Raw genomic sequence first — 19,337 nt, 5'->3', positions numbered from 1 at the left:
TAAGGAAACCGTACATGAAAAGAATCCTCTCCCTGACGGTGCTCTTTTGTGCCGTTGCCGTGTCCGCTCTGGCCGCCGCTCCCGAGGCTGCCCTCAAGGCCCTGTCCCTGGGCAATGAAAAATTCGTCCTGGAGCAGAGCCTTGCCCCGGCTCCCCTGGCCATCGTCATCGCCGATCCGGCCATTTCCGTGCCCGCAACCGAACTCTTCGGCCTCAGCGAATCACGGCTCGCCGTGGTCAAGCCCGAAGGCGGCTTTGGACCCACGACCGGCATTGCCGTGCAGGCTGTGGATCTCACCGCGCCCCTGGTCGTTGTTCTCGGACTGACCGAAGACGCGGTGTGGACGGTTTATGCCAATACGCTGGTGGCTTCTCCCGACCTGATCCATGCGGTGCTGAAGGGCCAGATTTCAGCCGTGGGAGCCACGGTCGACGCGCAGAGCGGAGCCGTCAAGGTCCTGGGCGCTCACCCCGAACTGCAGATTCTGGTCGGACAGTACCTGCTCTCGCAGCCTTCCGGAACCGAGACCGAAGGGGCGGCTGAACCCGCTTCAGAAGTCGCTCCCGAAACAGAAGCCGCGACCGAACCGCAGGCGGCCGTGACGGAAGAAAAGGCCGCCACCGAAACCCATGAAGCCGTGGTGCAGGAAGACGCCGCACAGACGGAAAACCACGCTGCTCCCGCCGAAGCCGCACACGCCGCACCCGCCGAGGACGCCCAGGCCGGACAGGAATCCGGAGGTTCGGGTTTCATGCTTGTCCTGGTATTCATCGCTGCCCTTATCGGTGTGATCGTGTTCATGGACAAGACCGTGCTCAAAGCCTAGTCGCGCGGGCACTTAAACTCCGTTTGCAAGCGGCGCATGGCTTCGGCCTTGCGCCGCTTTTTTGATTGCCGGCCCAGTTGCGTCTCCCCCGGCAAAAGAGACTTTTTCCCCGCAACACTCCTTGAAATGCACCGGAAGCTGCGCTAAAATCGAGAACCTTTTCTCAAGCATCAGTCACGCATCATTCACGCACAAGATCGCAGCCAAGGCTGCTCACCTCAAACATTCAATCAGGGGTTCAACATGTACATCAAACGTTTTGTCCTGGCATTTCTGCTCGTCCTTGCTCCGTTTGCGGCCATGGCGTCAGCTCCCGGCGTCCACCCCGTAAGTCCCGATACAGGGCTCAAGATGCTTACCGAGGGCAACCTGCGCTTCGCCCTGGGCCAATCGACCCACCCCAACACCAGTTTTTCCAGACGCCTGCTGACCACCACTGAGGGACAGGCCCCCTTCGCGACGGTCATCGCCTGCTCGGATTCGAGAGTCCCCGTTGAAATTCTTTTTGATCAGGGCGTCGGAGATTTGTTCGTCATCAAGGTGGCCGGCAACGTGGCCGACACCGATGAAATCGGGTCCGCCGAATATGGAGTGGATCACCTCGGCACACCGGTGCTGATGGTGCTCGGGCACACCTATTGCGGCGCCGTCACGGCCGTGACCACCGGAGCCGAGGTCCATGGCAGCATCCCCGCCCTGGTGGACAACATCGTGCCTGCGGTGGAAAAGGCCCGCCACGAGCACCCCGACGCCGACACACCCGAACTCATCGTCAAGGCCATTGAAGCCAATGTCTGGCAAGCCATCGAAGATCTCCTGGGCAAGAGCCACGCCATCGCCGACCGCGCCAAAGACGGCCGCGTCGTGGTGGTTGGGGCCGTGTACGACATCCTGACCGGCAAGGTGAACATTCTGGGCACTCATCCACGTCAGACCGAGCTTCTGGGTGGAGTGACGCCCCCGGCCCACGCCGACGCCGCCATGCACGCCGAGCCCGCAAAAGATGTCGTCGCCCATGCGGAACCGGCTCACGCGGAACCGGCCCATGCGGAGCCTGCCGACGCCGCCCATACGGAACCCGCCGTGGAAAAGGCCAAGGCTGAAGGCCACGGCGAGGCGGCTGAAGCCCCTTCGTCCGGAGGGTTCGGATTCTTCTCCTTCATCGTGTTCGTCCTGCTGCTCATTGGAGCGGTCTTCGTGCTCGACAAGAAGATACTCAATCCCGATCAGAACTAGGACACAAACCCGGCCCGGCCGGGTTTCTCATTTCCGGGCGCCAGGATTGCCGACGACAGACCGTAAAAGTTTGCATCCCGGCCTTGTTCAACCACGGAGGATTGGGTAGATACTCGCAATGACGCCCCTCAATTCCCGTGGAGTCCCCATGATTCGAATTTTATCATCTCTCGTCCTGATCATTTGTCTGGGCTCCGTTTCCGGACTGGCCCAGGAATCGCTGACCTGCGGCGTCGCGATCGGGTTCCCGCCGTATCAGTTCGCCATTGATGACGAACCTGCCGGATTCGATGTGGACGTTGCAAAGGCAGTCTGTGCCCGGCTTGGGGTTGCGGCCCGTTTTAAGCAGGGCAAGTGGGACGATGTCATAAACATGCTCCTCTTCGACCGGATCGACATGGTCGTGGGCATGGAGGTCAACGCTTTCCGCCACGGATATTTCGAGTTCTCCACACCCTACGCCACGCGCCACGACGTGGTCTTTGTCCTGGCAAACAGCACCGTGTCCAGGGTCGAGGACCTGTTCGGGCTCGTCATAACCGGAGACAGGCATTCCTTTGTGGAATTGCGCTGGAAAGAAGTGGGCATCCATCAGAAAATCCGCATCATGCAGACCGGGAGCAAGGAAGAGTCCATGGACCTGCTGGCTCGCGGAGAAACAGCGGCCGCCATCATGCCGCTTGAAGTCGGCAAATACCTGGCCGCCCTGAGGGGGCTTGAAATCCGGACGCTCATCAATCCGGACCCTGGCTCCGATGTCGCCATCGCGCTCCGTAAGGGCCACCCCGAATTGCTCAGTAGAATAAACGGGGCGCTACGGGATCTTCAGGCTGAAGGAAAACTCGATGCCCTGGCCCGCAAATGGTTTTCGGGCACCGCCCCGACAAGACGGAACTAGAAACGCCCGCACTTCCCCACCGGCTATTGAAAGTTGCAACTGCCCGGCCGGCAAACAATGGAGAAGTCGAGGAACAAAGAAAATCCAGGCCTGAAACGTATCATTACCTACGCTTCGGGCCTGGACCCTTTTAGCAGTGATGGCTCAGATCGTCGTTTCGGGACAGGCTGCTAGCCGTTGGAGGCGTTCAGGACCGTGATCTGGTCGTTCAATGTCCAGAAATCATAGATGTACCCAATCAGAAAGAATCCTCCGGTCAGCATGTACAGGACACCCGTAACCCACTTGCCCATGTACATGCGGTGCACGCCCAGAACACCAAGAAAGGTGAGCAGAATCCAGGCCAGGGAATAATCGATGCGTCCGGGCCGAAAACGCAGCGCGGCCGAGCGTTCCATGGACGGGATCAGAAAAAGGTCCACGATCCAGCCTATGAAAAGAAGGCCCAGGGTGAAAAAATAGATCGTCCCGGAAATGGGGCGTCCATAATAAAAACGGTGCGCGCCGGTGAATCCGAAAACCCAGAGCAGATAGCCCATGAATGTACTGTGTGTTTCAACCATGTTCTCTCTTTGCATGAATGCTCCCTGTTTCATTGAATTTTCCGCCGACAGTCCATATGGTTTCGCGAAGCGAAATTGAGGGCGGACATTGCCAGGCCAGTGCCGCGTCGTTTCTGAATTGTTGACCTTTTCTACTCAAAAAGCAATGATCCCGGCAACTCCCATCCACAAGGAACCGCATCCCCATGATAAATAAAGATCGACTGATAAACACATTTTTCGACCTGGTCCGCCTCGACAGTCCCTCCGGACAGGAGAAACCCGTGACCGACCATCTGTGCGCCCTGCTCCGTGCCCGGGGCTATGACGTCCACGTCGACAACGCGGGCACTTTTTTCGGCGGCAACTCAGGCAACGTCATTGTCCGCGTGCCCGCCACCGGCCCCGGCGACGCCATGGCGTTCTCGGCACACATGGACTGCGTGGATCCCTGCCTGGGCGTTGAACCCGTCCTGACCGACGGAATCATCCGCTCCGCCTCGAACACGGTCCTCGGCGGCGACGACAAGGCCGGCATCAGCGCCATTCTTGAAGCCCTCTTCCATCTTGAGGAGGACGGCATCCCCCACCCCGAACTTTTCCTGCTGTTCACGGTCTGTGAAGAGTCCGGGATGTTTGGGGCCAAGCACATGGACTTTTCACGGGTCAAGGCCCGGGAGGTCGTGGTCCTCGATTCGAGCGGGGACGTCGGCACCATCATTGTCCGCGCGCCATCCAAGGCCGGCATGACCATAACCTTCCATGGGCGCTCGGCCCATGCCGGCATCGAGCCTGAAAAAGGGATCAGCGCCATCCAGATGGCAGCCAATGCGATCAGCCGCATGAAGCTTCTGCGCATCGACGAGGAGACCGTAGCCAATCTCGGACGCATCGAGGGCGGCGGACAGACGAACATCGTCCCGGACAGCGTGACCCTGACCGGAGAGGCCCGGGCACAGAGCAACGCAAGGCTCATGGCCCAGATCGAACACATGCGCCTGTGTTGCGTCGAAGCGGCCCAGGAAGCGGGCGGAAACTTCGATTTCAGCCATGAAATCTCCTACCCTGCCATGGACGTCCCCGCCGACAGCAAACTCCTGCATCGCGCCCTGCATGCCTGCAACGATCTGAACCTCATCGCCGCGGTCAAGGGCACGGGTGGCGGCAGCGACGCCAACATCTTCTCCGGCCAGGGCCTGTCCTGCATCAACCTTGGCATCGGCATGAACCGGGTGCACACCACGGACGAGTTCATCCGGATCGACGACATGGTAAAAGCCGTGCAACTGACCGCGGCGCTCATGCAGAGATAGGAGGCCGGGAGATTCCGCGATGTGCGGCCCGCGACCCACTGTCGGCACGGCCCTCGGCCCCGCCGGAACTCCTTCACCGGCCTCGTAGAGTTGAATCGCAGCCTGCAGGGCGGGCAATCAGGGCGACGCACCAGGCTGCGATTCAGCAAACGATGCCTGGCTCAGTCAGACAGCCGACGAGGCCGAGGGCCATGCCGACAGCGGGTCTTGAGGTGCTGGCGGGGGATGTCATTCTTGCGGACAGGTGCAGGAAAATGGTTTGGTCCATCCCGCCTACCTATCTGGGGACACTTTGCGGCAATAGCATGATGACGAAGGGAGAATTGCAGCGCCCTTGCGCTCAAACGCAAACGGGCGACCCTTGAGCCGCCCGTTTCGTTTTTTTGTGAAGCCTTTCGATTCCGCCTAGCCCATCTTCTTCGCCAGGAGCTGATTGACCAGCCCCGGGTTGGCCTTGCCCTTGGATTTCTTCATGACCTGGCCGACAAAAAAACCGGTCAGCTTCTTGTCCCCGCCCTTGTACCGCTCAACTTCCGACGGATTCTCGGCCAGAACCTCGTCGACCAGGCCTTCGATGGCCGAAGTGTCCGAAATCTGCACCAGGCCCTTGGCCTTGACGTAGGCCTCGGGATCGCCGCCGGTCTCGAAAAGTTCCTTGAACACGCCCTTGGCCATGCTGCCGCTTATCACGCCGTCATCGACAAGCTTGACCAGCCCGGCCAGATCCTCCGGCCGAAGCTTGCATCCGTCCAGCGTCACGCCGCGGTCGTTCAGCTCGCGCAAAACCTCGCCCATGACCCAGTTCGAGATCTTCTTGGGCTCGTTGTGGGTCGCAAGCGCGGTCTCAAAATAGTCGGCCACCTCTTTTTCCGCCGTCAGCACCTGGGCGTCGTAAACGGGCAGCCCCAAAACATCCTGGAAACGAAGACAGCGGGCCTCGGGCAACTCCGGCAGCTCGGCCCGCCACTTGTCCATCCACTCTTCCTCGATGATCAGGGGCAAGAGATCCGGGTCGGGAAAATAGCGATAGTCGTGAGCCTCCTCCTTGCCGCGCATGGAGCGGGTCACGCCCTTGACCGTATCGAAAAGCCGGGTCTCCTGTACGACCTGCTCCCCGTCCTCGACCAGATCGATCTGCCGCTCCACCTCGTACTCGATGGCGCGCTGGATGTTGCGAAAAGAGTTCATGTTCTTGAGTTCCGCGCGGGTGCCGAATTCCTCCTGCCCACGAGGGCGAATGGATACGTTGGCGTCGCAGCGAAAGCTCCCTTCCTCCAGATTGCCGTCACAGATGCCCAGATAAACCAGAATGGCGCGCAGGCTCTTCAGGTAGGCCACGGCCTCCTCGGCGGAACGCATGTCCGGCTCGCTGACGATTTCGATGAGCGGCACTCCGGCCCGGTTCAGGTCCACGTAGGACGCGTTGTCTGTAGATGAATGAATGTTCTTGCCCGCGTCGTTCTCCATGTGGATGCGGGTGATGCCGATGCGCTTCTCACCCTTTTCCGTGTGGATGACGATGTGTCCGTGCTCGGCCACGGGCAGCTCGAACTGCGATATCTGGTAGCCCATGGGCAGGTCGGGATAAAAATAGTTCTTGCGCGCGAAAAGGGAGCGGCGATTGACGGTGCAATCCACGGCCATGGCCATCTTGACCGCGTATTCCACGGCCCGGCCGTTCAGGACGGGCAGTTGGCCCGGCATCCCGGTGCAGACCGGACAGGTGTTCTCATTGGGCCCGGCCCCGAACTGGGTCGAACAGGAGCAGAAGATCTTGCTCCGGGTCCTCAGCTGGGCATGGACTTCAAGGCCGATGACCACTTCGTAATCACGCATACTGGCTCCTTCCCGCGTCAGCCCGCGACAGGCTTTGCGGCATACAATTCCGGATTGAGGGCCGGATCGTTATACATTTTGCACTGAAAATAGACCTTCGGACTTTTCACGCCTTGGGCGTAGTCGTCGATCAGCTCCAGGATGGACCGGGAGAGGTCCCGGTGCTGGGCTTCAAGCAGGGCGAGCCTGTCCCGGCAGCTCTCAAGGTGCCCGGCGTCCACGTCCACGCGACCCGTTTGCTCGCGCATGTGAAAAATCTTGAGGCTCAGAATGGAGAGGCGATCCAGAGCCGCGCCCAGCGTCTCGGTGTTGAAGCGGCGCGACTCCTCGGGCAGATCCTTCTGGGCGGCAAAGGCGGCCACGGCACGCACCAGCCAGGCATCGACCTGCTCCATGAGATCGTTTCGCTGCTGGTTGAGACCGTCGATCTCACGCTTGCAGCCGGTGATGACGCTGTCGTCCACATCCTTGCGCCGGGCCCTGTCCTCGACGTGCCAGAGCAGAAAATTCTTCAGATGCTGGCGCAGGACAAGTTCCACCAGCCCGTCGCCGGGACGCGCCGGGAGGTCCGCCGGGGCCTCCTCTTCATGCCACAGGGCGACGCTCTCGAGCTGCGCCGTCCAGGCCTGACGCAAAAGATCCTTCAGGGTCAGGGGGTCCATGGGCTGCATGATCATTCCTTATTTCTTGAGCAGAAGATAGACGCGGCTTTCGGCTTGCAGATGCCCGGCCAGAAATTCGGCCCTCTGCCCCGCGCCGCAAAAAAGATCCAGGCGGCTGCCCTTGATGGCGCCGCCACGGTCCTGGGCCAATCCCAGAAACGCCGTCCGTGTTTCCGTGCCGCCCGCATCCGGCAGCGCGGCATCCACGGCCAGGATCGTGCCAAGGGGCAGAAAGGCTGAATCAGTAGCCATGCTGACCATCGGCGTCAATGTTCGCCCCATGGCCCCAAGCGGTCCATCCTGCGCCAGCCGGAAAAAGACGTAGCTCGGGTTGGTGTTCAGAAGTTCCCGGACTTCGTGCGGATGCTCACGCAGATAGGCCCGGATGCGCTGCATGGACATCTCCTCCGCCGGGACAAGCCCGCGTTCGATCATGACCTTGCCCAAGGAAACGTATTCGTGACCGTTCTTGCCTGCGTAAAGGACATGGCGCACCGAGCCGTCCGGCAGGTTCAACCGGCCCGAGCCCTGCACCTGCAAAAAGAAGACGTCGACGAAATCCCGGGTCCAGGCGATGGGCGTCTCCGTCTGGGCCAGAGCGCCCTGGACGTCGATCTCCTCCCTCGAATGATACGGCGCGATGCCCTTTTCATCCAGGCGATAGGTCAGCCGCTGCCCTTTCCAGCGCGGATGAAACCGGCCCAGATCGGCGCTGCGCAAATCGGCCGGGAGTCCGTATATGGGCACCGGAAATCGCGGGTCCGGCTCAAGGCTGCCATCCATCCATGGCTCGTAGTAGCCGGTCATGAGCGGCTTTGGCCGGACTTCGAGCCAGCGGAACTCCCGGGTCAAAAGTTCTGGATCTTCCGCGAGCCTGGGGACGAGCAGGCGCATGTGCTCCAGCGAGTCTCCAAGCTCCCCCCATGTGCACGCCGGGCCGTCCGTACCGAAAGGCTTGCTGTCCGCGGGACGGGTACGCACGTAGGCCAGGGAGTGTTCGATGGCCCGGGTCAGCGCGGCCGGATCATCAGCCGCAGTGGCCGCGACACGCGCCGCAAGATCCCCCCCGGGCCCCTGCTCCACAAGCAGGGGCTGCCTGGGCGCCACGGCGCAGGCGCACAGCAGCGCCAGACACAGACACACCGCAAGCAGTCTCCTCACAGGCTGCGCCCCTTGTCCGTGATGCGCGCATCGAAATACTTGCCAACCCCGTACTCCATGCGCCTGAAGAAACGCTTGGGATCAGGGCCGATGATCTGCATTTCAGGATGCTTCTGCTGCATTTCAAGGGCGATGTTCATCTCCTTGGTGCAGCCGGTGGAGAAGGTCGAATCCTTGCCGTGCCATTCCGCGGGGACCGCCTCGCCCATCAGTTCGAAGCTGGTCTCGATGTCGGCCACGGTCTGGAAACGCCAGACATCGATGAACCCGCTGCGCTGGACCCGCTCCCACATGTACATGAGATCATCCCCGTCCATCCCTTCCACGAAGTGTTCGGCGGGGTTGATGATCAGGAGGTTGGCGTGCCTGGACCGCAAATGGGAGACAAAAGTGTTCACGACGCCAAGGGCGACCTTGGTCTGCCCCGGTATGCTGCCGATGATGGCGCTGTAGAACATGACCTGGCGGCCCATTCCCCTGGCCGTGCGCATCTGCGCGATGATGGCGTCGGACTGGGCCACGATCTGGGATTCGGTGATCTTGGTCACGCGCGATGATTTTTCCTTGAAGCGGACCTGGTCCAACCCGTCCCGGTCCCGGTACAGGCAGAGAATGTCGCGCGTGAAGAGGTGGGAATTCTTGATCAGCCTGCGATGATGGGGGAAATCCTTGGCAATGATCAGGTCCGCCTCTTTCCAGGAGCGGGCGAAAGTCACGCTGGTACGCCACAGATTGAGCCGCTCGCGGGTGCCGTCGGAGATGACCAGAAGCGGGCTCTCGCGCTGGGCGCGCAGGAGTTCGTTCTTGCTCATGCGGCTGTTTTCCACAAAGAGAGCCTCGCCCAGGGCGTCCTGCAGGGCCTTGTCGTGCTCTGCGTCCCAGATCACTGTGCTGTCCAGACAAAAGCCTTCCTTCAGAGCCAGGATGACCTTGTGCCCCAGACGGATCAGCACACGGATGAGGCGCAGATCGAAGATGATCCCGCCACTGCTGCCGGGCAGATACAAAATTTTGAGCCTTCTCTGTTCGCTCGATGGGCCCATGATCCTGGTCATGATCTCGGCGAACTCCGGCCACGGAGCGCATATCTTATCGAAAAAGGCAGGGTCGTCGCGGACCGTGTCCGGCTGTTCCCAGATCTGCGAACGTAGCGATAGCCTGCAGAGGCGGGCCATCTCAAGCAATTCGAGTTCCCAGCGCAAGTGTTTGATGCTGGAGCAGCCCAGGTTGGATTCGGGGCAGGCGTAAAGGCTTCGGGTCATGTCCGGGCTGTTCATGAAATCCAGGGCACGCTTGTTGGCCTGGCGCTTTTCCCTGCGCTGCGGATCGTGAACCCCGCTCATGGCCATGAAGATGGTCATGAGCTGCTTCAAAAATCGGGAAGGGATGAGAAACGGAGCATGAAGCACCTGCCGGACCTTGTGCCGGGACAGGGCGAAAATCTTGCGACGGGTGTAGCGATCCTTGATGTTGATGCGCGCCAGGTGCACCAGCATGCGCCATTTCTCCCGGTACTCCTGGCGCAGGGCCGAAGAAAGGCGGGTGTGCAGAAGATTCTCGAACATTTCGTCAGAACAGGGCACGAAGACCTGGTCGTCATCGACGTCGACCATGAAACGCAACTGCTCCTGCTGGGCATTTTCAGCCGGGTTGACCGTGGGCTCGATATTGTTTTCGGTCATGAAATGCAGCAGCCAGGCGTCCAGATAGGGGTCCAGGCCGTAGCGCAGTTCACGGACCGAAGTAAAATCCGGCAATTTGGACATCAACACTCCCGTCTGTATAAGGGACAATGGGTTTCATGCCAGCGGAAAGCAGGCTCCGCGCATGCAAGATCGCCCGATAAATTGGCCTGTAAACCATCCCCGGTCAAGCACCGGCTTCGCATGCCGCAGGGGACAAGCACGGCCCGGCACCAGGGTTTGAAGGCTCTCCCTGGGCCTTGAAAACAAAAAGGCGCACGGGCATCACGCTCGTACGCCTTGCGGCTTTCGGGCCGAGGAGAATCAGTTGCCGCCGCTGATCACAAAGCCCTTGGTGGAGGGGCCGGTGGAAGCGGAGGTGCCCGCGATCTTGGAGAGATAGGTATCTCCGAGGGTATCGATATGCGTGCCCACATTCTCGAAATAGTTCATGTGAGCCTGCTCCTCTTCGATGATGGTCTCGAAAAGCTTGGCGCTGATGGCGTCGCCGTTGTCACGGCAAACCAGCAGGAACTGGCTGTAGATATCGATGGTGTCGTCTTCGAGAACCGCGTCGTAGGGGTAGATGCTCCGCACGTCCTGGGCCTTTTTCAGTTCGCCTTCATACGATGTGGTCGGCTCGCCGCCCAGTTCCTTGATGCGCTCGGCGAACATCTCGGCATGGCGCATTTCATCGATGGCGATGAGCTTCATCTTGGCGGCCAGTTCGCCGTAGTCCATGCTGTCCAGACCGTAATGCTGGTTCATGTACTGGGTGATGGCAAAAAGCTCCATGGCGCGAGCCTGGTTCAAGGCGTCGATGACGTTCGCCCTGCGCTCTTCTCTGGAAAGTCTTGCGGTCATGTTTTTCTCCTGGAATATTCATGGTTCATTGATTCAACAAAAGATGCGATGACCCTAGCAAAGACCGGGGGCGCGGGGCAAGTCATTTCAAAACCGATTTCAAGCTTTAGCCTCTTGAAGCCCCGTCGCTTCGAGCGTAAGCAGCTTTTTTTTACATCTTGCGACAATCAGGAATCTGCATGCTCGTCTACGCAAAACTCGTCGGGTCCGTCTTCTTCTGGGGCGCCACCTGGATCTCCGGGCGCGTCCTGGCCCAGGACATGGGCCCGTTCTCCGCCGCCCTGCTCCGCTTCGTGACCGCCTCGATTTTTCTTTTCCTGTGGTCCTGGCACGCAGGCCACGGCTTCCCGCGTTTGCCCAGAAAGGAAATCCTGCCCGTGGCCTTTCTCGGCCTGACCGGCATCTTCCTCTACAACGCCTTCTTCTTCACCGGCCTGCAGACCGTGCCGGCCGGTCGAGCGGCGCTGATCATCGCCTCCGTGCCCGTGGTCATCGGAGTCATGTCGGCCCTGTTCCTGGGAGACAAGCTCACCACCGCTAAAATCCTGGGCACCCTGCTATCCTTGAGCGGGGCAGCCATCGTCCTCTCCGGCGGAAATCCCCTGGTCCTTTTTCACGGCGGACTCTCGCGCGGGGATCTCATGATTCTCGGCTGCGTGGGCGCCTGGACCGCCTATTCCCTGGCCGGCAGCAGGGTCATGCGCAGGCTCGACCCGCTCCTGACAGTGACCTGGTCCTGCCTGCTGGGCACCCTCATGCTCATCGGTCCGGCCCTGACCCACGGCCTGACGGCCGACATCGCCCGGGCAGGGCTGGTGGACTGGGCCAACATCCTCTTCCTGGGCGTCATCGCAACGGGCGTGGCCTTCACCTGGTACTACGCCGGAATCAAGGCCATCGGCCCGGCTAGGGCCGGAATCTTCATCAACCTGGTCCCGGTCTTCGCCATCACCATGGGCTACGTCATCCTGGATGAACCCGTGACCTCCTCGCTGTTGAGCGGCGGTGCCATGGTCATCTCCGGGGTTTGGCTGACCAACCGGCCTTCTTCCTGAAGGTTTTTTATAGGTCGTATAGGTCCCCTGGGTCGTATATGGCCCAGGGACCTATTTTCTCCAATTCAAAAAACCTATTGCCCCGTACGCATGGACAGCCCTATGCGCCTGCGCTTGGCCTCCACCTCCAGCACCGTGACCCGCACCTGCTGGCCTGCACGGACCACTTCGCCCGGATCGCTGACGTAGCGATCGGCCAAGTTGCTGATGTGCACCAGCCCGTCCTGATGCACGCCCACATCCACGAAGGCTCCAAAGCGCGTCACATTGGTGACGATGCCCGGCACGGTCATGCCCGGGTGCAGGTCCGATATGTCGTGCACGTCGGCGAAGCGAAAAACCTGGAACGCCGGACGGGGATCGCGGCCAGGCTTTTCAAGCTCCGCCATGATGTCCCTCAGGGTTGGAAGGCCCACCTCACCGTCCACATACCTGCCGAGCTCGATGCCCTTGCGGGCGCTTTCATCCCTCAGCAAATCCTCAACGCTACAGCCAGCATCCTTGGCCATGCGCCCCACCAGTGTGTACCGCTCCGGGTGGATGGCGCTTCCGTCCAACGGGTTTTTGCCGCCCACGATGCGCAGGAAACCCGCGCACTGCTCAAAAGCCTTGGGTCCCAGACGCTTGACTTTGAGGATGCCCTTGCGGTCCGTGAAAGGACCGTGCTCGCGGCGATGCTCGACGATGTTCGTCGCCAGTACGGGTCCAAGGCCCGAGACATGGGCCAACAGCTCGGGACTGGCCGTGTTCACATCCACGCCGACCTGATTGACGCAGGACACGACCACGTCGCCCAGGCTCTTCTTCAGGGCCGTCTGGTCGACGTCGTGCTGGTACTGGCCAACGCCTATGGACTTGGGGTCGATCTTGACCAGCTCGGCCAGCGGGTCCATGAGCCTGCGGCCGATGGACACCGCGCCGCGATAGGTCAGATCCAGATCCGGAAACTCCCGGCGCGCTATCTCGGACGCGGAATAGACCGAAGCCCCGGCTTCGTTGACCAGAATCACATCCACCTCGGCAGGCAGGCCCAGACCACGTACGAAGGTCTCGGTCTCGCGCCCGCCCGTGCCGTTGCCAACAGCAATGGCCTGCACGCGGTGGCTCTTGACCAGCGCGGTGATGACCCGTCCAGCCTCTTCGGCCTGCCCCTTACCGCCGACGGGAAAAATCGTCTGCCAGTGCAGCAGATTGCCCTGCTCATCCAGGCAGACGAGCTTGGCGCCTGTGCGCAGGCCGGGGTCCAGGGCCAGAATCCGGCGCGGGCCCAGCGGCGGAGCCAAAAGCAGCTCTCGCAGATTGGCCGCGAAAACGCCGATGGCTTCGGAGTCGGCCTTGGCCCGAAGCTCGCCCCAAAGCTCGGTTTCCAGCGACGGGGCCAACAAGCGGGAATACCCGTCGGCCACGGCCTCCTGTACCACCGCGTGACAAGGACCCTTCGGGAAGGGAAAGAGATTGGCCAGACCGGTCAGGGCCTTATCCTGATCGGGACGCAGGGACAGGGAGAGAATCTTTTCGCGCTCACCGCGCAGCATGGCCAGAATGCGATGCCCCGCCGCCGTGCGGGCGGTTTCGCGCCAGTCGAAATAATCCCGATACTTCTCGCCCGCCTCGTCCTTGCCCTTGCGCACGGTGGAGGCAATGACGCCCCCCGCCGCAAAAAGCCTGCGCATGCCCTCGCGGCAACGGCGATCCTCGCTCATGATTTCGGCGATGATGTCCTGTGCGCCGGCCAGCGCGCTCTGCACGTCCGGTACGTCCAGTTCCGGGTTGACGAACCCGGACGCGGCGGCCTCCGGCACCACTTTTCCGGCCAGAATAGCCTGCGCCAGAGGCTCAAGGCCCCTCTCCTTGGCCATGGTCGCCCGGGTGCGCTTCTTGGGTCGGTACGGCAGGTAGATGTCTTCGAGTTCGGCCAGCGTGGCAGACTTCCGGACGGCCTGCCCCAAGGCGTCGGTCAAAAGCCCACGTTCGGTCAGGCTCCCGAGGATGGCCTCACGGCGCTTGTCCAGCTCGCGGCCGCTTTCGAGCGCGTCACGCACGTTCTGGATGGCGACCTCATCAAGACCGCCGGTGCGCTCCTTGCGATAGCGAGCGATGAAAGGCACCGTCCCTCCCTCGTCCAGAAGCGCGACCACGCTCTCGACCTGCCCCTTTGGAATGGCGCATGCGGCGCTTATGCGTTGATATATGTCCGTTCCCGGCATGTGTTTCTCCCTTTGGGTTAGTGACGAAAAATGCGCCTACATGGCGGCGAAGGCCAGGCGCCTCCTTCATCGACAGAAAAAACTTCCCGGTGTACCCCCAAACCAAACGACGGCGCGGACATCCGGCACCCGAAACCCTTTACCAGGAGGCCTGACCATGAACGCACGGGAACACCTCATCAGCAAAGGCACCGACCTCACCCCACCGCAAGCCAGGATACTGGGCATCGGCGGGAGCCCCAGAAAAGGAGGGAACTCCGACACCCTGCTCAGGTCCATGATTGACGGAGCCCGCAAGCACAAGGTCGAGACTCATGGCATACACCTGCGCGACGTGAGTTTTCAGGGTTGCGTCGGCTGCGAAAGGTGCCGGAAAGACAAGATCTGCACCGGCCTTACGGACGGCATGTCCTTTCTGTACCCGGACATCCTCGAATCACGCGGTCTCATCCTGGTCTCGCCCACCCATAACTACAACATCACGGCCTGGATGAAAGCCTTCATCGACCGCCTGTACTGCTTCTACAACTTCAACCGGGAATGTCCCCGGGGCTGGTCCAGCCGTCTGTCCGGCCAGGGCCGCAAGGCCGTCATCGGGGCCATCTGCGAACAGGTGGACGAAAGGGACATGGGCTTCACCGTCGACGCCATGCGCTTGCCGCTGGAAGCGCTGGGATACGAAGTCATCGGCGTGCTGCCCGTGTTCAGGGTGTTCGAGAAAGGCAAGGTCAAGGAAGACGGCGAGACGCTCATCCGAGCCGAACGGCTCGGGTCGGAGCTGGCCAACGCGCTGCTGCGCTGAGGGCCCGCGCTCGTCAATGGGCCCAGCTTGCGGGCCAGAACGGCCGGATTACCAGCCCGCCTCCCGCCATCCCTTCAGAAGTCCGAAGCATCCGGCCAGCATCATGTCGCCGCCCGGAGCCAGGAATTCCACTTTGGCGTCGGCCAGCAGGGCGCGCCGGGGGCCGAGAACCACGATGCGCCGAAAACCATCGGGCAGATCCGCGACGGTCACGCAGCCATGACCTCCGTCATCGAAGACTTCCTGGTTATCAAGCTCCCCACGCCGAAATCGCGCCAGATGATCCAGAAGCTTGGTCTCGTCCAGGTGTCCGGTATGGTGTTCATAAACACCCAGAACGTGGCGCCCGAGCACAAGGAAGGCGATGGTGTGGCTGTTGCCTACATTGAGCACGAGCACGCCGTCCGTGGCGGCCGTCCGCTCGACGCCGGGATCGAAGAGGGCCCCGAGCAGGGCGGCGGAACCCGTATCGGCCACGAGTCCCACGCCGATGGAGCGGCGCAGGCACTGTAGGCGGGTCATCTCTTCCGGCGGGTCCGCATAAAGGAGTCGGGACAGGTCGCCACCGTCCTCGTTCATGAAGCGCTCCCAGTACGCGAAACGCGAAATGCGGTTGCTCTTGCCGGGATGGAAGCCGTGGTCCTGGACGCAGGCCAGGACCAGGTCGGGCTGGGACAGACCGGCGTGCTGCAGCAGACCGCGCCAGAAACCGGGATCGAAATCCGTCAGGAGCACCTGGGATGCCGAAAGCGGCGGGACCGAAGTAATGTCGATGCCATGCCCGCGCACCTGATCCAGATCATCCCCCAGAGCCAGCGCCGCGTCCGGATGCGCGAAGACCTTGAGCCCGGCGTCCTGATGGGCCTTGACCGCCCGCCAGAATCCGCCGCCCATGTTCTGACCATGAAGATAGATGTCCCGTCCGAGCGCGGTCAGTTCCCGGATGCGAGCCGCCACGGTCCGGGCAGGCGATGGCAGGATGAACTTGGGGCAATTTTCCAGCTCCAGGCCCTCCTGATACAAGAGAACATCCTGGGTGCCGCTGCCGATGTCGAGAATGAGACAGGTCTTGGCTGTCATGCTGGTGCTCCTTGAAATATGCTTCCACGTCCACGGCGCGGTGCGCAGGGAAGAGTCATACGCGTTCGCGGGCCAAAGCAAGCCGAGTTAATCCGTTTCGGCCTCAAGGTCCAGAAATGAAGCCGCGCCTTGCGTCCGGATTGTTCCTGAATTCAAGCCAAAACCACAAAAAAAGGCCGGCCCCGGCATGGTCTGCCGAAGCCGGCCGATCGGATCCGATCGCGGTATCTAGAGTTCAAAGCCAAGGGTTCCGTCCAGCTCATCCACCACCACTTTCTGCCCGTCGTGCAGGCGGCCGCCGATGATCTCCCTGGCCAGCGGCGTTTCCAGATGGTGTTGCAGGTATCTGAGCAGCGGCCGCGCGCCATAGACGGGGTCATAGGCCTCGCGGGCGATGAATTCCTTGGCCCTTTCTGTCAGCTCAAGGGTGATCTTGCGCTCATCCAGGCGCGTCTGCAGGTTGTCCAGAAGCAATTCAATGATGCGCTTGATCTGTTCGATAAGAAGCGGCTTGAAGAGCACGATCTCGTCCACCCGGTTCAGGAACTCAGGGCGGAAATGCCCGCGCAGCACCCCCATCACTCCTTCACGCACGCCCTCGCGCAGCTCTCCGGTCTGGCTGATTCCATCCAGAAGCATGGGCGAGCCGATATTCGAGGTCATGATGATGATCGTGTTCTTGAAGTCCACGGTTCGGCCGTGACTGTCGGTCAGGCGACCATCGTCGAGGATCTGCAGAAGCACGTTGAAGACGTCGGGATGCGCCTTCTCGATCTCGTCGAAGAGCACCACGCTGTATGGCTTGCGCCGCACGGCCTCGGTCAGCTGGCCGCCCTCGTCGTAGCCGATGTAGCCGGGAGGGGCTCCGATGAGCCGTGCCACGGTGTGCTTTTCCATGTATTCGCTCATGTCCAGGCGCACCATGTTCTCTTCGGTATCGAAGAGGCTTTTCGCCAGGGTCTTGCACAGCTCGGTCTTGCCCACGCCCGTGGGCCCAAGGAACATGAAGGAACCAATGGGGCGCCGCGGGTTCTTGAGTCCCGCCCGGGCACGCAGCACCGCGTCGGCCACGGCCTGCACGGCCTCGTCCTGGCCGATGACCCGCTCGTGGAGAATGTCCCCAAGTTTCAAAAGCTTCTCGCGCTCTCCCTCGACCAGCTTGACCACGGGGATGCCGGTCCACTTGGAGATGATGGCCGCGATGTCGTCAGGGCCGACCTCTTCGCGCAGGAGCCGCTGTTCGCCGTCGTTTCCGCCCGAGAGCGCCTCAAGCTTGCGCTCAAGCTCGATGAGACGGCTGTATTTGAGTTCCGCCGCCCTGTTCAGGTCGTATTCGCGCTCGGCCTTGGCGATGGCCTCCTTGGTCGCCTCCAGATCCTTCTTGAGCTGGCTGATTTCGTCGATACCGCTCTTTTCCCGTTCCCATTGCGCCTTGAGGCCCGTCTGGCTTTCCTTGAGCTCGGCCAGTTCCTTTTCCAGACGCTCCAGCCTTTCACGCGACGCGGCGTCGGTTTCGCGGCGCAGGGCTTCGCGCTCGATCTCCAGCTGCATGGTCTTGCGGTTGATCTCGTCGAGTTCAGTAGGCAGTGAGTCAATCTCCGTACGGATCATGGCCGCGGCCTCGTCGATGAGATCGATGGCCTTGTCGGGGAGCTGCCGGTCCGAGATGTAGCGGCTGGACAGGGTCACGGCGGTGACCAGGGCCGAATCGGAGATACGCACCCCGTGATGGACCTCGAAGCGCTCCCGAAGGCCGCGCAGGATGGATATGGCGTCCTCGACGCTTGGCTCTTCCACCAGCACGGGCTGGAAGCGGCGCTCCAGGGCCGGGTCCTTCTCGATGTATTTGCGATACTCGTCGAGAGTGGTCGCGCCGATGCAGTGCAGCTCGCCGCGCGCCAGCATGGGCTTCAAGAGATTGCCCGCATCCATGGCGCCTTCCGTCTTGCCCGCACCGACGATGGTGTGCAGCTCGTCGATAAAGAGGATGACGCGCCCTTCGGACTTCTGCACCTCCTTCAAAACGGCCTTGAGGCGCTCCTCGAATTCGCCGCGATACTTGGCCCCGGCGATGAGAGCCCCCATGTCGAGGGCGAAGACGGTCTTGTCCTTGAGGCCCTCTGGCACGTCCTTGTTCAGGATGCGCTGGGCCAGGCCCTCGACGATGGCCGTCTTGCCGACACCGGCCTCACCGATCATGACCGGGTTGTTCTTGGTGCGGCGGGACAGAATGCGAATGCAGCGCCGAATCTCGGAATCGCGGCCGATGACGGGGTCGAGCCGGCCCTTGCGCGCGTCATCGACCAGATCGCGACCGTATTTCTTGAGCGCGTCGTAGGTTTCCTCAGGGTTGTCCGATGTGACCCGCTGATTGCCGCGCACCTCTGCCAGCACTGCCAAAATCTTGTCCTTGGTCAGTCCGAACTGGCGCAGCACCACGGTGATGGGTCCCGTTCCGGGTTTTTCCAGAATGGCCAGCAACACGTGTTCCACGCTGACGTATTCGTCCTGCATCTTCTTGGCCAGATCCTGGGCCGCGAGCATGACCTCGTTCATGCGCTGGGTGACGTATATCTGTCCGGGCTGGGCTCCGGGGCCGCTGACACGCGGCATCTTGCCCAGCTCCTGGTCCAGGGCGGCAGTCAGGGCTCTGACATCATATCCGGCCCTTTCCAGAAGGCGCGGGACCAGTCCGTTCTCCTGATCGACCAGGGCGCGGAACAGATGATCCGCATCAACCTGCTGATGCCCCAGACGAATGGCCACGGCCTGGGCCTCGGCCACTGCCTGCTGTGATTTTTGCGTGAATTTACCAAGATCCATGAGATTCCTCCCTTTATCAGCGTCGTCAAATCCGATTTGACAAATCGCGCAATCGCTCTTCCAAATGATCGATGCGTTCCAGCAGATCGACAATGATGATGCCCGCCACAGGGCTCAGCTCAAAATCAGCACATAGCCTCCTGTACTTTCGACCACGCAGCACATCCATGCTCACAAACAGAAATTCCTGCTGGGCCGTTGTGGATGGCACGATCCAATCCATGCGTACAAGTTCCAAAAGTGTATCTTCAGTGAGGCCGGTCAGTTCCAGAAACTCCCTGGTGCCAATGCGCTCGGAAGTCGCCGGAAGCCCATGTTCGTGAATCTGCACAAGTGTCATTCCCCGCTC

16 protein-coding genes are annotated in these 19,337 nt (G+C 61.2%); 6 read left to right on the top strand and 10 right to left on the bottom strand.

The annotated features are described in order from the left end of the window. Window positions 1–14 precede the first annotated feature (14 nt). The 3 genes from BMZ24_RS17755 (at window position 15) to BMZ24_RS17745 (ending at window position 2,961) form a co-directional block, all read left to right on the top strand. Window positions 15–827, top strand: coding sequence for a hypothetical protein (locus BMZ24_RS17755; protein WP_092194167.1), 813 nt, complete (start codon window positions 15–17; stop codon window positions 825–827). Window positions 828–1,070: 243 nt separating this feature from the next. Beyond that, window positions 1,071–2,063, top strand: a complete 993-nt coding sequence (locus BMZ24_RS17750) for a carbonic anhydrase (protein ID WP_208599884.1) — start codon at window positions 1,071–1,073, stop codon at window positions 2,061–2,063. A gap of 148 nt (window positions 2,064–2,211) precedes the next feature. After that, entirely contained in the window at window positions 2,212–2,961 is a 750-nt protein-coding gene (locus tag BMZ24_RS17745; protein ID WP_161949225.1) for a transporter substrate-binding domain-containing protein, read from the top strand. Window positions 2,962–3,131: 170 nt separating this feature from the next. On the opposite strand, the gene BMZ24_RS17740 is transcribed toward BMZ24_RS17745, so the two are convergent. Then, on the bottom strand, window positions 3,132–3,524 hold the full coding sequence (locus tag BMZ24_RS17740; protein ID WP_244150408.1) for an NINE protein: 393 nt from the start codon (window positions 3,522–3,524) through the stop codon (window positions 3,132–3,134). Window positions 3,525–3,709: 185 nt separating this feature from the next. Between BMZ24_RS17740 and BMZ24_RS17735 the strand changes: the two genes are divergently transcribed. Beyond that, window positions 3,710–4,816: a M20/M25/M40 family metallo-hydrolase gene (locus BMZ24_RS17735; RefSeq protein WP_092194162.1), complete on the top strand. Its 1,107-nt coding sequence runs from the start codon at window positions 3,710–3,712 to the stop codon at window positions 4,814–4,816. A 405-nt stretch (window positions 4,817–5,221) separates the two neighbouring features. Here the strand turns inward: BMZ24_RS17735 and gatB are convergent, their stop codons facing one another. The 5 genes from gatB to BMZ24_RS17710 all read right to left on the bottom strand — a co-directional run bounded on the left by gatB (window position 5,222) and on the right by BMZ24_RS17710 (window position 11,021). Further along, window positions 5,222–6,652, bottom strand: coding sequence for an Asp-tRNA(Asn)/Glu-tRNA(Gln) amidotransferase subunit GatB (gatB, locus tag BMZ24_RS17730; protein ID WP_092194160.1), 1,431 nt, complete (start codon window positions 6,650–6,652; stop codon window positions 5,222–5,224). A 17-nt stretch (window positions 6,653–6,669) separates the two neighbouring features. Beyond that, window positions 6,670–7,323 carry a DUF4254 domain-containing protein gene (locus tag BMZ24_RS17725; RefSeq protein ID WP_092194158.1) on the bottom strand — a complete coding sequence of 218 codons (654 nt, stop codon included), beginning with the start codon at window positions 7,321–7,323 and terminating at the stop codon, window positions 6,670–6,672. Window positions 7,324–7,332: 9 nt separating this feature from the next. Beyond that, on the bottom strand, window positions 7,333–8,475 hold the full coding sequence (mltA, locus tag BMZ24_RS17720) for a murein transglycosylase A (RefSeq protein WP_092194156.1): 1,143 nt from the start codon (window positions 8,473–8,475) through the stop codon (window positions 7,333–7,335). After that, on the bottom strand, window positions 8,472–10,241 hold the full coding sequence (locus BMZ24_RS17715; RefSeq protein ID WP_092194154.1) for an ARMT1-like domain-containing protein: 1,770 nt from the start codon (window positions 10,239–10,241) through the stop codon (window positions 8,472–8,474). Before BMZ24_RS17715 ends, mltA begins: the two co-directional genes overlap by 4 nt. A 240-nt stretch (window positions 10,242–10,481) precedes the next feature. After that, window positions 10,482–11,021, bottom strand: coding sequence for a bacterioferritin (locus BMZ24_RS17710; RefSeq protein WP_092194152.1), 540 nt, complete (start codon window positions 11,019–11,021; stop codon window positions 10,482–10,484). Window positions 11,022–11,200: 179 nt separating this feature from the next. On the opposite strand from BMZ24_RS17710, the gene BMZ24_RS17705 reads away from it, so the two are divergent. After that, window positions 11,201–12,076: a DMT family transporter gene (locus BMZ24_RS17705; protein WP_092194150.1), complete on the top strand. Its 876-nt coding sequence runs from the start codon at window positions 11,201–11,203 to the stop codon at window positions 12,074–12,076. A gap of 74 nt (window positions 12,077–12,150) precedes the next feature. On the opposite strand, the gene BMZ24_RS17700 is transcribed toward BMZ24_RS17705, so the two are convergent. Further along, window positions 12,151–14,283, bottom strand: a complete 2,133-nt coding sequence (locus BMZ24_RS17700; protein ID WP_092194148.1) for a Tex family protein — start codon at window positions 14,281–14,283, stop codon at window positions 12,151–12,153. A 157-nt stretch (window positions 14,284–14,440) separates the two neighbouring features. Here BMZ24_RS17700 and BMZ24_RS17695 point away from each other — a divergent pair, with 157 nt between their 5' ends. Next, entirely contained in the window at window positions 14,441–15,085 is a 645-nt protein-coding gene (locus BMZ24_RS17695) for a flavodoxin family protein (RefSeq protein ID WP_092194146.1), read from the top strand. 48 nt (window positions 15,086–15,133) lie between these two features. On the opposite strand, the gene BMZ24_RS17690 is transcribed toward BMZ24_RS17695, so the two are convergent. From BMZ24_RS17690 to BMZ24_RS17680, 3 genes are all read right to left on the bottom strand, one after another. After that, window positions 15,134–16,165 carry a DUF1786 domain-containing protein gene (locus tag BMZ24_RS17690; protein ID WP_092194144.1) on the bottom strand — a complete coding sequence of 344 codons (1,032 nt, stop codon included), beginning with the start codon at window positions 16,163–16,165 and terminating at the stop codon, window positions 15,134–15,136. A gap of 228 nt (window positions 16,166–16,393) precedes the next feature. Continuing rightward, window positions 16,394–18,988 carry an ATP-dependent chaperone ClpB gene (gene clpB / locus BMZ24_RS17685; protein ID WP_092194143.1) on the bottom strand — a complete coding sequence of 865 codons (2,595 nt, stop codon included), beginning with the start codon at window positions 18,986–18,988 and terminating at the stop codon, window positions 16,394–16,396. A gap of 25 nt (window positions 18,989–19,013) precedes the next feature. After that, window positions 19,014–19,328, bottom strand: coding sequence for a chaperone modulator CbpM (locus BMZ24_RS17680; RefSeq protein WP_092194141.1), 315 nt, complete (start codon window positions 19,326–19,328; stop codon window positions 19,014–19,016). Window positions 19,329–19,337: the final 9 nt, after the last annotated feature.

This window comes from Desulfomicrobium norvegicum (genome assembly GCF_900114595.1).
GTDB lineage: Bacteria > Desulfobacterota > Desulfovibrionia > Desulfovibrionales > Desulfomicrobiaceae > Desulfomicrobium > Desulfomicrobium macestii.
Note: the sequence above shows the minus strand (reverse complement) of the source record. Positions and strands in the feature narration are given on the sequence as shown.